The 14,572-nt window shown below is 44.4% G+C and carries 11 protein-coding genes; 4 read left to right on the plus strand and 7 right to left on the minus strand.

All coding sequences use genetic code 11. The features are described 5' to 3' along the window. Nucleotides 1-109: 109 nt before the first annotated feature. From NAF19_RS11435 to NAF19_RS11445, 3 genes are all read right to left on the minus strand, one after another. Entirely contained in the window at nucleotides 110-760 is a 651-nt protein-coding gene (locus NAF19_RS11435; RefSeq protein ID WP_252790181.1) for a gluconate 2-dehydrogenase subunit 3 family protein, read from the minus strand. Nucleotides 761-774: 14 nt separating this feature from the next. Continuing rightward, complete coding sequence (locus NAF19_RS11440; RefSeq protein ID WP_252790182.1) at nucleotides 775-2,517, minus strand: GMC oxidoreductase; 1,743 nt, start codon at nucleotides 2,515-2,517, stop codon at nucleotides 775-777. 82 nt (nucleotides 2,518-2,599) lie between these two features. After that, nucleotides 2,600-3,259 (minus strand): 3-keto-disaccharide hydrolase, encoded by a 660-nt coding sequence (locus NAF19_RS11445; RefSeq protein ID WP_252790183.1) that lies wholly within the window; start codon nucleotides 3,257-3,259, stop codon nucleotides 2,600-2,602. A 719-nt stretch (nucleotides 3,260-3,978) separates the two neighbouring features. Here NAF19_RS11445 and NAF19_RS11450 point away from each other — a divergent pair. Both NAF19_RS11450 and NAF19_RS11455 read left to right on the plus strand, forming a co-directional pair. Continuing rightward, on the plus strand, nucleotides 3,979-4,407 hold the full coding sequence (locus NAF19_RS11450) for a CBS domain-containing protein (protein WP_252790184.1): 429 nt from the start codon (nucleotides 3,979-3,981) through the stop codon (nucleotides 4,405-4,407). Nucleotides 4,408-4,544: 137 nt separating this feature from the next. Further along, the gene (locus NAF19_RS11455) at nucleotides 4,545-5,612 is read left to right on the plus strand and encodes an acyltransferase (RefSeq protein WP_252790185.1); all 1,068 of its coding nucleotides are present in this window, start codon (nucleotides 4,545-4,547) and stop codon (nucleotides 5,610-5,612) included. 32 nt (nucleotides 5,613-5,644) lie between these two features. Here the strand turns inward: NAF19_RS11455 and NAF19_RS11460 are convergent, their stop codons facing one another. Together NAF19_RS11460 and NAF19_RS11465 are read right to left on the minus strand one after the other, a co-directional pair. Continuing rightward, the gene (locus NAF19_RS11460) at nucleotides 5,645-6,601 is read right to left on the minus strand and encodes a TolB family protein (protein ID WP_252790186.1); all 957 of its coding nucleotides are present in this window, start codon (nucleotides 6,599-6,601) and stop codon (nucleotides 5,645-5,647) included. 92 nt (nucleotides 6,602-6,693) lie between these two features. After that, complete coding sequence (locus tag NAF19_RS11465; RefSeq protein ID WP_252790187.1) at nucleotides 6,694-9,594, minus strand: COR domain-containing protein; 2,901 nt, start codon at nucleotides 9,592-9,594, stop codon at nucleotides 6,694-6,696. 145 nt (nucleotides 9,595-9,739) lie between these two features. On the opposite strand from NAF19_RS11465, the gene NAF19_RS11470 reads away from it, so the two are divergent. Continuing rightward, nucleotides 9,740-10,960 carry a DEAD/DEAH box helicase gene (locus tag NAF19_RS11470; protein WP_252790188.1) on the plus strand — a complete coding sequence of 407 codons (1,221 nt, stop codon included), beginning with the start codon at nucleotides 9,740-9,742 and terminating at the stop codon, nucleotides 10,958-10,960. 214 nt (nucleotides 10,961-11,174) lie between these two features. After that, nucleotides 11,175-12,158, plus strand: a complete 984-nt coding sequence (locus tag NAF19_RS11475) for a glycoside hydrolase family 43 protein (protein WP_252790189.1) — start codon at nucleotides 11,175-11,177, stop codon at nucleotides 12,156-12,158. A 226-nt stretch (nucleotides 12,159-12,384) separates the two neighbouring features. On the opposite strand, the gene ypfJ is transcribed toward NAF19_RS11475, so the two are convergent. Next, on the minus strand, nucleotides 12,385-13,257 hold the full coding sequence (gene ypfJ, locus NAF19_RS11480; protein ID WP_252790190.1) for a KPN_02809 family neutral zinc metallopeptidase: 873 nt from the start codon (nucleotides 13,255-13,257) through the stop codon (nucleotides 12,385-12,387). Between the two features lie 213 nt (nucleotides 13,258-13,470). Next, complete coding sequence (gene cysM / locus NAF19_RS11485) at nucleotides 13,471-14,343, minus strand: cysteine synthase CysM (protein ID WP_252790191.1); 873 nt, start codon at nucleotides 14,341-14,343, stop codon at nucleotides 13,471-13,473. Nucleotides 14,344-14,572: the final 229 nt, after the last annotated feature.

Raw genomic sequence — 14,572 nt, forward strand, 5'->3', positions numbered from 1 at the left:
TAAAAAGGGGCTGTGACGACATAGCCCCTGGTATCATAAAAGTATTGTGCGATCAGGAATGCCTTCAAAAAGCGAAAAGCATCCAAAAATCCTATCAATCTTAAAAATCTTAGTCCCATTTATCGCCCCAGGGATCTTTTATATTATATTGTTTCAGCACCTCTGCCGGTACGCCATCCCATTTGCCGGGGGCATTGCCTGCGTAGCCCAGGTCATCAATACCTATTTTGCTGGTGTAAAAGCCTGAGGCAGTTAAATCACGCATGCGGTTGAAAAATGATACGCCTTGTGCCATTTCGGGTTTTGCCTTTTTGGGGTAAGCAATTTCGGTAACCATTTCTATTTGCTGGCTGCTGCTTGCATCAACAAAAGTTTTACCATAACGGTTCAAACATTGCAGATCCAGCCAACGCAATCCGCCGCGCATAGGTGTTTGGTGATCGGGCATATCTTTTACAATAAACTCGATAAACGCCGGCACCTTAGCGTCAGATGCGCTACCTGAGCGGGCATCTTTGGGGATGATAATATCGCCCAAAACGGTTATGGTAGCCATCTCGTGATCGGTAAAAAACTTGTCGGCATTAAGCTTTTTATCACGCTCAATTTCAAATGGCTGGCGCCCGGCGTTGTCGGCAGCGGCGCCGGTATCCTTGTTGTCTTCGGCTAACTTATTGTTATTGGGCTTGCAGGCCTCCAGCAGCACCCCTGCCGATAGTGTGCCTATACCTATAGCCTTTAATGATTCGCGTCTGTTCATGTTGATATAACTGATTAAACGTTAGTTTTTTTACGTTGAGATAAAATGTATTCGGCGGTACGCATACTCAGGGCCAAAATTGTCCAGGTTGCATTTTTGTCGCCCTGCTGCACAAATGGCGCAGCATCAACCACAAAAAGGTTTTTGCAATCGTGCGCCTGGCTGTATTTGTTCAGTGCCGATTTTTTAGGATCGTCGCCCATTCGCACGGTGCCCACCTCGTGTATAATCATACCCGGAGCCTCCAGACCGTAGCTGGTTTCCTTACCCGCCGGCGGGCCATAAATAGCACCGCCCATATTGTGCATTATCTCCTGGAAGGTATCCTGCATGTGCTTGGCCTGGTTTATCTCGTAATCGCTCCATTTATAGTGGAAACGCAGCACTGGTATGCCGAATTTATCAACTACGTTAGGGTCAATTTCGCAATAGTTATCATAGCGGGCAATAGCTGTACCACGCCCGGCCATGCCGAAGCCGGTTCCGTAAAAACGGCGGTAGTCATTCTTTAAGTCGGCACCAAAGCCACCAGCCTCTTTCATTTTACCATCTTTGCCTGGCACTACGCCGTTCATATTTTGTATACCACCACTAAAGCCGTAACCCGGCATATGCAAGCCGCCGCCAAACTCAATGTGATAGCCCCGCGGGAAGTTCAATTTTTTGTTATCATAAACCCAGGGGCCATAAATGTGTACGCTGCCTACGCCATCTTCGTTATAGCGTTTGCGGTCCATCAGTTCGGGCAACCATCCGCCTGCGCTCGAGCCGGTAGAATCGTGCAGGTAACGGCCTACTACGCCGCTGCTGTTTGCTAGTCCATTTGGATGCCTTGATGATTTTGAGTTAAGCAGCAACCTGGCCGATTCGCCTGCGCTTGCGCCTAATATCACCATTCCGCCTTTTACCTGGTATTCCTGCATATCATCTTTACTGATGTATGATACGCCTGTTGCAAGGCCGTCGGCATCGGTAAGTACCTCGCGCACCATGGCGTTTGGTATTACCTTTAAATTACCTGTTTTTATTGCCGGGATAACCAGGCAGGATGATGAGGAGAAATCGCCATAAATTTTACAGCTGCGCCCGCATTGGCCGCAGAAGAAACAGGCGCCACGATCTTTATTACCTGGCAATGCCTCGGTAAGCACCGAGCCGCGACCGGCAATTACTTTTACACCGGCTTTTGCCGCACCTTTTTTAATATAAAGCTCGTTAAGCCTTGGTTTTGGTGGCGGAAGGAAAATGCCATCAGGTTCGTTGGGCAGGTTTTCAACTGTACCGTAAACACCAATCAGGCGGTCTACTTTATCATAAAATGGTTTTACGTCTTCGTAACTAATTGGCCAGTCGTCGGTTAAGCCGTCGATATGGTGCCCTTTAAAATCATCCGGGCCCATACGCAATGATATGCGGCCCCAGTGGTTGGTGCGGCCACCCAGCATACGCGAGCGGAACCAGTGAAATTCGGTATTATCTTTTGTGGTATATGGCTCTCCTTCTATTTCCCAGCCGCCGTAGGCAGCATCAAAATCGCCAAAGTAACGGGTGGTCCCTGCGCCACGGCGGGCAGATTCGTACGGCCATTTAAGCTGCATGGAATCTTTAGCCGGGTCGAAAAACGGCCCCGCTTCCAACATTAAAACTTTTAAGCCGGCATGGGCTAACACATACCCCGCCATACCGCCGCCTGCACCGGAGCCTACAATAATGGCATCATATACGGTCGACGACTTTTTTATTTGTATATCGTTCATTCTGATTAGTCTTAAGTCTTGAGTCGAAAGTCCTAAGTCGAAAGCACTCCTGACTTAAGACTTTCGACTCGAGACTAATTTTTCAAAGTTCTTTAATAGAAATATCTTTATATGAAACTACGGCGCCGTGGTCCTGCAGGGCTATATGGCCTTTTGGATAAGCGGCAAAGCCTTTCCAGGTTTTAAATTTGCTACCATTCAACAATTCCTGCCACTCGGGGCTGCCAATTTTTACGTCGATGGTTTTGGTGCCGTTCATCCAGAAGGTTAACTGACCCTTGTCTTTACGGATTTTTATTTTGTTCCATTCGCCGGCTGGTTTAGCTGCGGCTGATGCGGCTTTCATATCATATAAAGCTCCCGCAAGGTGGTTGGCTTTTTTATTGTCTTCAGCGCCTTTATCATCTAAAACCTGCATCTCGATGCCTGTTAGATAAGTTGCCCCGAAAGATGGATCTTCATGTATGCCGAAAATAATCCCGCTGTTGCCGCCCTCGGCAATTTTCCATGTTAAGGTCAGCTCGTAGTTTTCGTATTCTTTGTCGGTAACCAGGTCGCCCTGGTCGGGGGCCTTGACATCAAGCTGTAAAGCACCGTCAACGACTTTCCATGCGCCCGGACCGGTTTTTAAATAGCTGTGCCAACCGGTTGTGGTTGTGCCATCGAACAATTTTGTGGTTTGCGCCATAAGCGAGCCGCTTATAACCGTGAATACCAGGGTGCTTAACAGGATTTTTTTCATTTTTGGTTAATTTGTTTAATTAGACTGATGCAAGCTGTATTAGCTGTTAGTTTTTAAAACAAACGCATTTCGATACAGAGCTATTACAACGGGTAGTAAAAATAGAATAAATTTCTGTTTGAGTGAAAAAGAGTGGGAAGATTGTTACAAGAGAGAGTCCGAAAGACGAAGTCAAAGCGGCGATGAATCGATAATAGCAGAAATAATCAGGCGGCCGTTGCAGCAAATCAAGCGTAAGAGCCAGCATAGTAAAGCGTCATGTCTACTAACTTTCTTCTTTCGGACTTTCCGGGCTTAAGAAATTACACCTTGTGATAATCCTTCAGCTGCTCCCTGGTTAACAGCCGGTAACGGTCTTTTAAACATTTCGCACAAAAATATCTCCTGACGGGGAGAAAAAACAACAAATTACGCCCAATCCAATTCCTGGTTTTTTCGAAGTGATAAGGCGCATTACATTTAGAGCATCTGAGTATCTTCTTTGGCATTTATATTGGTCTATAACAAGAGGAGGATGACAAAGTTAATATTTTACCCACAAACGACATAACAGTAATATTAATTTTACAATTCCTTATTGTGCAGGCAATTAGCAGCCCAATAATTTGTTTTTTTTTCAAGCATTGGCGGCCAATAATTAACTTATTTTAGTGCATATAGTTAAATATCATTTTGTTATATTTGATTAGCCCAATTCCACACCCTGTAACCAAACTATTATGAAAAAAGTATCAAACATCCTTGCCCGCAAGGGCAGTAATGTGATTGCCATTGATGGCGGCACAACAGTTTTGGACGCATTAAAACTGATGGCCGATAAAAACATTGGTTCGGTAGTTATTACTGAAGGCGGCGCCTACGCAGGCTTGCTTACCGAGCGTGATTATGCCCGCAAGGTGATATTGCAAGGAAAATCATCGCTGGAGACACAGGTGAGAGAAATTATGAGCACCGAGTTCCCGCGAATGATACCTGAGAATTCGGTTGAAACCTGCATGCACGTAATGAGCGAAAACAACCTGCGCTACCTCCCTATTTTTAGGGATAATAACATGTGCGGCATTATATCCATAAGCGATGTGGTTACGGAAACCATCCTGTCGCACGAGGAGACTATTGAGCATTTGAAGAGTTACATACAGTCGTAAAGAGAGTCAAGAGACAAGAATCAAGAGACAAGAGAAAGCGCGATTAGCGGCTCCTGTTTTTTATCTTGGCTCTAGATTCTTGACCCTTGGTTCACAAATCAGCCTAATAAACATACGCCCCTATATGCCTAAGACTAATGGCTGATAAAAGCCCCGAAAAGCCCAAAAACCGTTTTTATTATATCGACTTTTTGAGAGCATTGGCAATTTTTGCCGTAATTATCCTGCACAACTCGGCCGATGCGGCCGGGCAATATGGTAAAATACCTGAGACTGACTGGCTTTCGGCAGCTTTTTATAATGGGCTAACCCGTTGTTGCGTACCCATGTTTGTTCTGTTGAGCGGCGCCCTGCTGTTAAAACCCGACAGGGATGTAACGATTAAGGAACTTTTTCGCAAGCGACTGCCAAAGCTGGTGATACCACTGGTAGTTTGGAGTATTATTTACGAGGCATTTCAATTTTATACCGATAAAGGGTACGGCACATTTAACCTGCTTTCTGCATTAAAAACATTTTACCAGGGGCCGCTGGTGTTCCATTTCTGGTTTTTGTATATGATGATCGGCATATACCTCGTGTACCCTATTATAAATACATTTATACGCGCGGCAACAAAAAGCCAGGTGCAGTATTTTATTGCAGTGTGGTTTATAACCAATTGCGTTTGTGGCATTATAGGTATAGCCACTGGCTTAAGCATTGCCGTTGAGCTAAACTTTTTTACGGGTTATATCGGATATTTTGTACTGGGTTATTATATCAACAACTACATTTTTACTGCGCCGCAGCTAAAACTCATTTATGCAGGATGCGCGTTCGCCTTCGTGGTATCGATTAGTGGGATAATTTTGCTGCAAACCTTTCGCGACAAAGGCTTTAACGAAATCATTGAAAGCGACTTTACGCCCGACATCCCATTTGCTCTCGCCGGTGTTTTCCTGTTGATAAAAAATCGCACCTTTAATTTAAACCCCACCTGGTGGCAAAAACTAGTTACCGAAATAAGCGCTGAAAGCTATGGGATTTATATTGTGCATGTGCTGTTTTTGCGGCTGTTGTTCGATAAAATATATCTAAACTTAGCCTTTAAAAACCAAAGCCTGCTTTGGATTGTGCCTGTTAAGTCAATTGCTGTGCTGGGGTTATCATATGGGTTAACCAAATTGATACGGCTGGTGCCGTGGCTGAGGATGACTGTTTGATTAGCTGATTTAGCAGCGCTCCATCATTCGCATCAGTGCTCCGCCTTTAAGTCTGCGATATTGATCTCATAAATAATCCGCATACCGTTTTTGGTGGAGTGCAGCAGCTTATCAAATGCTTCGGCAGTAACTTTGCCGCCGGGGTAAACGGGCCTGTCGGCGTGTTCCCGGTTCGACAGAAAGTACAGCGTTTTATCATCGCGCGACAGGCCCGGTGCACCATCGGCGCCTGCGGTATTTACTTTCGGGCCGAGATTTTGGGGTTCGGTCCAGGTGTTGTCTTTTTTAAAGGAAACCCATAAATCATTGGAACCGATCCCCTTGCGGTTAGGGCTGCAGAATATGATGAAGCTTTCATCGTGCGCTACCATGGGGTCAAAGTCGATAAATTTCGCATCGTTAAAGGGCAACTTTTCAGCAGGTTGATATTTGCCTTCTTTAAATTTGCATACATACATTTCCGCATCAACTTTACCGTCGGATATAAAAAAGTAAGCGTTGCCATTATCGGCAAACGAAAGATAGCTTGGCGCAGGTCCTGCGGGCACGGGCAAACTGAACAATACAGGTTTTGACGTTATCTTATTACCGTCCAGCGCTACGTAGTAAAAATGGTAGTCGTAATCCTTAAACGGCTGACCCTCCAGCGGCCTGTCTGATGCAAAATATAACCGCTGGCCATCTGCCGACACAAATGGGTCGGTATCCCGGTACACGCCCGTAAAATTCACCGGCTTAGGCGCCGACCAGCCCGAACCATTATTAACTGAATAAAATATCCCGATATACCCAAAGTTAACCGTCGACTTGCTGAAAAATACCGTTTTGCCGTCCTGCGTAAACGAGGCGTTGAATACAAAATCGCCGGTAGAGATCACGTCTTTGGCGAATTTGCGTGCGGAATCTTTGAGGGTGATGATGGGTGGGGTTTGGGCGTGGGTGGTGAGGTGGGTTATTATGATTATGGTGAGCATGATGAGCTTTTTCATTTTGCGGGTTGTGTTTTGGGCAAATGAAAGGGCCTCTGTTTGTTTAGTGAAATATATTCAACGGATGTGCGAGGATTTTTAATGGATGGAGGTTAAATATCGAATAGCTTTTCAAGTTGCTTTTTGAAATGGAGATGGAGTTCGGCGTCGTTTTCAAATTCGGTATAAAAATGGCCAAGTTCTTTGAGTTTCCTTTTGAAAGCAAATAGACTAGCAGTGTTGTCCTCATTTAAATCAGTTGTTTTTATATCGCCTTTCTTAAAATAGGTGAGAATTTTGGGTTTGTCTGTTTCTTTAAAATGTTTGAATGCGTTTTCAAATTCCTCTGCCGTGTATTTACCAACTTTAGTGAAAAATAGCAACATGAAAATATCGGAACTTTTTATCGCATTATTATACTCATCCTGCAGCCTTGTTTGAGACACGGTATCTAAAAAGTCCTCCCAAACCTCCAATTGTAAAAATATGCTCTTCTTGTTTAATCGTTTGTTTTCTCTATTTATAAAGATTTCAAATTTCTCGCGTTCATTTTTCATTTCCAATGAGGACGCAAGAAACAAAGTTATTGTGGAAGTTTTATGAATTTTTTTTGTCAGCGGATTCCCTCTGGCAAAGATTCCATCTATCAATTCAACTATATTTACCTCATTGTAAGGTTGTATTTCGCATTCTATAATTTTTTTACCAAACTTTTTTTTATCGAGTAATTTTCTATAATCGTAAAAATGCTTAAAAACTGCATTTTTGCATGATGCACAACAACAGGGTATCATCTTATACCACCGGCTTTTTTGCAGTTGATCACGCCTATTTTGTTTAAATAATTCATTATTCAGTTCATCAATTTGGAAAGTAATTTTACTGATAAGTTCTTTCGCGTATAGGCCTTGCACAAGTATATTTAGCCGCTTATTATCCCAAGCTTCAGTAATTTCAGCAAAGGTGTCCGGGCAATCCATCGATGCCCCGTCAATTTTTACGCCGGTTTTCCAAACGACTTGTTGTTTATTAAAGTGCGCTATATGTTTGTGAACGCGCACGATTAACCGAGTTAAAACGCCTTTCGGCATAAAGTCATACCAATATTGAATGGGAAGGTCATTACTAATGACCCATTTATAGCCTTCGGGAGAACTATCGGAAAGCATTTCCGGGACTATGTACGTATTTGTGTCTGCCTTGTCTATCTGATAGCATAATTCAAATTGCTTCATTAAAGCCAATAATTTTTTATGCACAGATGGTTCGTAATCCTTATGCTTCCAAATTCCAGTCAAGTCCCCGTCATTGAATCTGCCTTTATTTTTTCGAACTTCACTATTATCAAGTATCGCAAATACGGCATCGGTAGCCCATGTGTTTTGAAGGATGATAAAGTCCTCCAACATTCCATAATCTTGAAAATGTAAAAACACACCCAAGTCATGAAATATTCGACTTAACTCCATTTGTCTATCATAATCCGACACATCATTTTTTTTGCACAGCGCTATGAATTCATTTTTAGATATATAATGGTTATTGACACTTAGTTTTTGGAGTTCGTTCCTAACTTGAGCCCAATTCTTGGGCATGGGATATCCAACGAGAGGCAATCGTTTTAGTTCAGTTTCAATATCTTCTTTTAAAGCAAGAAAATCATTAAGTCGTGCTTTCTTAAAAGTATTAGTTCCAGGGATTAATGCGTTAAGATTTACGCTATAATCATTCTTTAAAAAACTAAACCTAGCCCTCTTTTGTGGGAGGTCTATAGTTATTTGTCGTTCATTTTTTTCGTTTCTGATAAGTAATAAAGGGCTATTTCCGCCTAACAACTCAATACATTGTAGCCAATAATTTATCGCAGTATCGTCATTCCCAATGCTATCCTTCCCCGTATCCATAACCAAAATATAGAGAGATCTATGCGTCAAAAAAAACTGATGCGTAGTTTGGTAAATTTGTTGCCCACCAAAATCCCAAATATTGTAAAAGAGCTTTCTGGAATCGCCTAATTTGTCAATAATATCAAATTCTAAGCGCTCAATATCAATACCTCTTGTTGTTTTGTCTTCTTTAGGTAGTTCTGCGGAACTATCAAATAGCTTTAATCTTAGCGAAGTTTTTCCCGCCCTCGGTTGTCCAACAATCAACATTTTCGCTTCATACAAATATTCAACACCTTGCTTTTCTATTTCTGTAAAATAGTTAGCAATTGACTCGTTCCCCAATTCTATTATTTCAATCGGCGGAATAATTAATGGATTATCTTGTATATTTATTTCCCCCTGTCTTACTGAATAAGGTTCTTTACTAACTATCTTTAGGCTGTTATGTATACTGGTAAGATAATTAAGCAAAGGAGAAAGATCGCTAATTTTATTATTGCTAATATTTAGCTTTTTTAAGCGCGGAAGTTTTGAAAGCGCGGAAATATCCAAAATCTTATTGTAATTTATATCTAAATGTTGTAACTCATTCAGGTATTGAATAGGATTAATTATTGAAAGATCGTTATAATTCAAGTCGAGGGATTCCAACTTAATTAGCTTTGCCAGAAAACTCAAATCTGATATTTTGTTATTATTCAGATATAGTTTTGTAAGATTGGTGAGTTTCTCAAGACTGCTCGCGTTTTCTATTTTATTTCTTCCAAGATCTATTTTTTCTAATCTTGTCAAGTTTTCCAGTCCTTGTAAATGAGTAATTTCATTTGAACTGAGATCTAATTCACGTAACTCAACTAAGTTCTGCAAACCGTCTACCGTTTCAATTTCATTTTGATAAAGGGCCAGCTTTTGCAATTGTTTTAGCTCGTCGAGTCCTGTTAATTTCTTGATTTTATTACTGCCAAGGACTAATGATTTAATGTGAGTGCACTTAGACAGTTCGGTTTGCAAACGTGCTCCTTTTATAAGGTCGTGATCGGATATCTTGCATCCGTTTAGCGCCAATGAAATATGTTTACTTTTAAGGCAAATATCAATGAGATGATAAGGATCGTCGTCAAACATTTTTTCGTTTAGGTATTAATCACAGTGAATTGAGAGATAAATATAAGACATTCATTTGATCATCTAAAGAAATACTTAAAATACGGTTTCTCCCTATCCCACAAATTTTCACTACCTTGCCTCCTTTCATCACCTACAAAGTATAGTGACATTCAAGGAATTCAATTTTAATAACGATTTATTCGAAGGCATCGAGAGCATGGGGTTCACCACTCCCACACCAATACAAGCGATGGCCATCCCCATTATCGCCGCGGGGCGAGATATTATTGCCTGCGCACAAACGGGTACGGGTAAAACCGGCGCCTACCTTTTGCCCATATTGGACAAGATAGGCAAAACCAATAAACACCACACCAGCACGCTTATTTTGGCGCCAACGCGCGAGCTTGCCCAGCAAATTGACCAACAGGTGGAGGGCCTTGCCTATTTTACCGGCACCAGCTCGATAGCCGTTTTCGGCGGCGGCGATGGGAGTGCTTATGAACAGCAGCGCCGTGGTATACAGGCTAATGTGAACATCATCATAGCTACGCCAGGCAGGCTGATTGCGCACCTTACATCGGGCGTATTAAAGCTTAACCATTGCACCAACCTGATTCTGGACGAAGCCGACCGCATGCTCGACATGGGGTTTTCGGACGATATTATGCGCATCATCAGCTACCTGCCCAAAGAGCGGCAAACGCTGCTGTTTTCGGCCACCATGCCGGGGCGCATTCGTACGCTGGCTAAAAAGATTTTAAATAATCCCGAGCAGGTAAACATTGCGCTGTCGCAACCGGCAGTGGGGATTGACCAGCAGATATACCGCGTGCACGATGCGCAGAAAACACCTTTGCTGCAATTGCTGCTTAAAAACGGCTCGTATGCCAGCACTATTATTTTTTGCTCGAGGAAAGAGATTGTAAAATCGCTTACCCGCGAACTGAAACAGGCCAAGCTTAACGCCAGCGCCTTTCACTCGGATTTGGAGCAGAAGGAACGCGAGGAGATTTTATTAGCCTTTAAAAACAAACAATTGCCGGTTATTATCGGTACCGACGCCCTTTCGCGTGGTATTGATGTGGAGGGGATTGATTTAGTTATCAACTACGATGTGCCTGGCGATCCAGAGGATTATATCCACCGCATTGGTCGTACGGCCCGCGCCGAAACAACCGGCACAGCCATCACTTTTGTAAACCACCGCGACGAACGCAAACTGAAAAACATTGAACAACTGATAGAAAAACCTATCCGCCTGATTGATGTTCCGGATGAGCTGAAGTCGATAGAACAGGCTAAACAACCGGAACATGGCCCTAATAAACGCCCGCAGCAAAGGCGCTGGGGTAATAAGGGTAAGCCGAGGGGTAAGAGTTAAGAAATGCAGCTCACCCTCTTTGCGCTTGCGCAGAGAGGGCCGACGAGCGATCCGCTGGCTAGCGGACGGGGTGAGTCTACACCGCCGTGCATTCGCGCCAATGCATTGACGTGAACATCGCGCGCATATCTACTCACCCGGTCGTTGCTTCGCTCGACCTGCCCTCTCTGCTTCACAAAGAGGGCGCGAAAAAAATAAATGTGACATTATTTTTATGACAACACCAAAAAAACTCCTTCTTATCCTGCTGTTAACCCAATGCGGCATCGTGGCAGCACAAAAAAAAGAAACATCAGGCAACCCGATTGCCCAGGGCTGGTACGCCGATCCGGAAGCCAAAATTTTTGATAAAACATATTGGGTTTACCCTACCTACTCGGCGAAATATGATGAGCAGGTTTTTATGGACGCCTTTTCCTCTACAGATCTGGTGCACTGGACCAAGCACCCCCGCATTGTTGACAGCAGCTCCGTCAAATGGGTAAAACGCGCGCTTTGGGCACCGGCTGTTACCAAAAAGGACGACAAATATTACCTGTTTTTTGGCGCCAACGATATTCATGACGACCAGAAGGAAGTTGGTGGCATCGGCGTGGCCGTGTCAGACAATCCCGGCGGGCCGTTTAAAGACTACCTGGGCAAGCCGCTCATAGGTAAAATTTACAACAAGGCCCAGCCTATCGACCAGTTTGTTTATAAAGATGACGATGGCCAGTACTATATTATATATGGTGGCTGGGGGCAGTGCAATATCGCGAAGCTCAATAAGGATTTTACCGGCTTTTTGCCCTTTGCAGATGGCGAAACCTTTAAGCGCATTACGCCCAAGGATTATGTAGAAGGCCCGGTGATGTTTAAGCGCAATGGCAAATACTACTTAATGTGGAGCGAAGGCGGCTGGACCGGTCCTGACTACCGCGTGGCTTATGCTATTGGCAATACGCCGCTGGGTCCGTTTAAACGTATAGCTACTATATTAAAGCAGGATGTTAAAATTGCTACCGGCGCGGGGCACCACTCGGTGTTGAATGTGCCTGGTACTAATGAATGGTATATTGTTTACCATCGCCGCCCCCTTGGTGAAACCGATGGCAACCATCGAGTGACTTGTATCGACAAAATGTACTTTGATAAAAACGGGATGATATTGCCGGTAAAGATTACCAATGAGGGAGTTGCAGCGAGGGTGATAAAATAATAACTACATACCGGCGAAACAGCAGGATAAGCAGGTTTTTACCAAAAGTGCTGACACTAATTTGTCAGTACTTTTTGCGTTTTTAGGGGTAGCAGGCAGGGTAAAAAGTGCACTATTACTACAGAAACAAGCTTTTTAGCACTTTGCGGTGAACTGTTCCTGTTCCACCCTGTTCCTTATGTTCCACTGTGAACAGGAACGCAAGATCTATACCCAATGACGAACCTTACTCCTCCAATTCTCCCGCGGCAAAGGTATTCCCCTGTTTAATATCACCGGTGTCAAAACCTTTTTTAAACCAATAAGCGCGCTGGGCTGATGTGCCGTGGGTGAAACTGTCGGGTTCAACATGGCCCTGGTATTGTTGCTGCAGGCGGTCGTCGCCGATGGCATGGGCTGCGGTTAGTGCCGAGTCGATGTCCGGGCGGTTGATGACAATACCACTTTGGTTTTTTGCTTCATAATGCGCCCAAAGGCCGGCATAAAAATCGGCCTGCAGTTCGAGCTTTACGGATAGTTTGTTATATTCCTTTTTGCTCAGGCTTTGCCGTGCCTGCTCCATTTTTTGCGATACGCCCAGCAGGTTTTGTACGTGATGGCCAACCTCGTGGGCAATTACATAAGCCGCAGCAAACTCGCCGGGGGCCTGGAAGCGCCGCTGCATCTCGGTAAAAAATGAAGTGTCGAGGTAAACTTTGCGGTCGGCAGGGCAATAAAATGGCCCTGTCGCCGAACTGGCGAAACCGCAGCCCTGGGCATCAACGCCTTCGCTGTAAAGGTGCAGCGTCGGCTTAGTATAAGTGCGGCCCATGCGACTGAAAATCTCCGTCCAAACATCTTCGGTGCCGGCCAGAATTACGCGCGAAAATTTTTTCTGCATGCCTTCGGGACCGTTTGTAACACGGGTATTTTGCTGTTGAGTGCTGTCGCCGCTGCCTCCGCCGTTTAAAAGCTGGGCGGGATTAACACCGGTAAATAAGTAAATCAGCAAGCCTATAAAGCCTATGATCCCGCCTCCAAAAAATAACCCGCGACCTCTGCCGCCACTGCTGCTACCTTCTTCAACATTATCACTTTCGCGTCCGCCAAACCATTGCATAATTATTTGATTTTATGTTAATGGTTAACAAGAATTTTAGGGGATTGTTTAGGGGGATCTGAACCGGGATTAAACAGATTTTTCGATTAACAGGATGTTTGGATACCTGCATGAATAAGACGATGATCAACGGCCGCACTAATATAGACAGACGATACGTGGTCGCCAAAATCCCGGGCATCCTAAAATCTGTTTAATCCCGGTTCAGACAATTTACCCAAATAATGCACTGCTCAAATACCTGTCGCCCCTGTCGCAGCAAATAAATACAATTGTGCCTTCGGTAAGTTCCTGTGCTACTTTTGCGGCAGCTGCCATTGCGCCGCCGCTGCTCATGCCGGCAAATAGGCCTTCTTCCCGGGCTAGCCGGCGTGCCATTTGGATGGATTCGGCCTCAGATATGTCCAATACCCTGTCGACGCGCTCTGGTTCAAATATTTTCGGTAAGTATTCAACCGGCCAGCGGCGTATGCCGGGGATTGACGAGCCTTCAGTTGGCTGGCAGCCAACAATTTGTATGGCTGGGTTTATTTCTTTAAAATACCTTGAATTGCCCATTATTGTACCGGTAGTGCCCATTGCACTTACAAAATGGGTGATCTTCCCTTCGGTATCGCGCCAGATTTCGGGGCCGGTGGTTTTGTAGTGGGCGAGGTAATTATCAGGGTTGGCAAATTGGTTAAGTAAAAAGTAGCCATCGGTAGCGCCTTTTTCTTCGGCGTAATCGCGGCAGATTTCAATACCCTCCAACAGGGTTACTTTCGCGCCAAAGGCCTCCATAGTTAGTGTACGTTCGCGGGTGGAGTTTGAGGGCATTACCAGCTCTATTTCGAGTCCGTACATGCTGGCAATCATGGCGAGGGCAATACCTGTATTGCCGCTGGTGGCTTCAACCAGTTTGGTGCCTTTGTTTATATCGCCGCGCTCAATGGCGCTGCGTATCATATTCAGTGCCGCCCGGTCCTTCACACTGCCGCCCGGATTGTTTCCTTCCAGCTTGGCAAAAATGCGCACGTTGGGGTTCGGGTTTAGTCTTTTTATTTCGGCCATTGGCGTGTTGCCAATTAAATCTATTATTCCAGCCATGGTATTTAAGTTCTATTTAGAGATTCGCGCCTGCATAGTTTGTTACCTGTCGCCGTTTTGACTCACCCCGTCCGCTAGCTAGCGGATCGCTGGTCGACCCTCTCTGCGCAAGCGTGACCGTTGCGCAACTATTTGTAATATTATACAGTCGTGAGCCTGTTCAGCTGTTCTTTGAACTATTGATTAAAACGATGTCGGCAAGTTTGCCGGGTATTGTTGTTTAGGTGAT

Source organism: Mucilaginibacter flavidus (assembly GCF_024055575.1).
Classification (GTDB): Bacteria; Bacteroidota; Bacteroidia; order Sphingobacteriales; family Sphingobacteriaceae; genus Mucilaginibacter; species Mucilaginibacter flavidus.

Bases quoted from the DNA above. Each gene is read 5' to 3' on its own strand.
- NAF19_RS11435 (WP_252790181.1), bottom strand. From the start codon at position 760: ATGAACAGACGCGAATCATTAAAGGCTATAGGTATAGGCACACTATCG.
- NAF19_RS11440 (WP_252790182.1), bottom strand. From the start codon at position 2,517: ATGAACGATATACAAATAAAAAAGTCGTCGACCGTATATGATGCCATT.
- NAF19_RS11445 (WP_252790183.1), bottom strand. From the start codon at position 3,259: ATGAAAAAAATCCTGTTAAGCACCCTGGTATTCACGGTTATAAGCGGC.
- NAF19_RS11450 (WP_252790184.1), top strand. From the start codon at position 3,979: ATGAAAAAAGTATCAAACATCCTTGCCCGCAAGGGCAGTAATGTGATT.
- NAF19_RS11455 (WP_252790185.1), top strand. From the start codon at position 4,545: ATGGCTGATAAAAGCCCCGAAAAGCCCAAAAACCGTTTTTATTATATC.
- NAF19_RS11460 (WP_252790186.1), bottom strand. From the start codon at position 6,601: ATGAAAAAGCTCATCATGCTCACCATAATCATAATAACCCACCTCACC.
- NAF19_RS11465 (WP_252790187.1), bottom strand. From the start codon at position 9,594: ATGTTTGACGACGATCCTTATCATCTCATTGATATTTGCCTTAAAAGT.
- NAF19_RS11475 (WP_252790189.1), top strand. From the start codon at position 11,175: ATGACAACACCAAAAAAACTCCTTCTTATCCTGCTGTTAACCCAATGC.
- ypfJ (WP_252790190.1), bottom strand. From the start codon at position 13,257: ATGCAATGGTTTGGCGGACGCGAAAGTGATAATGTTGAAGAAGGTAGC.
- cysM (WP_252790191.1), bottom strand. From the start codon at position 14,343: ATGGCTGGAATAATAGATTTAATTGGCAACACGCCAATGGCCGAAATA.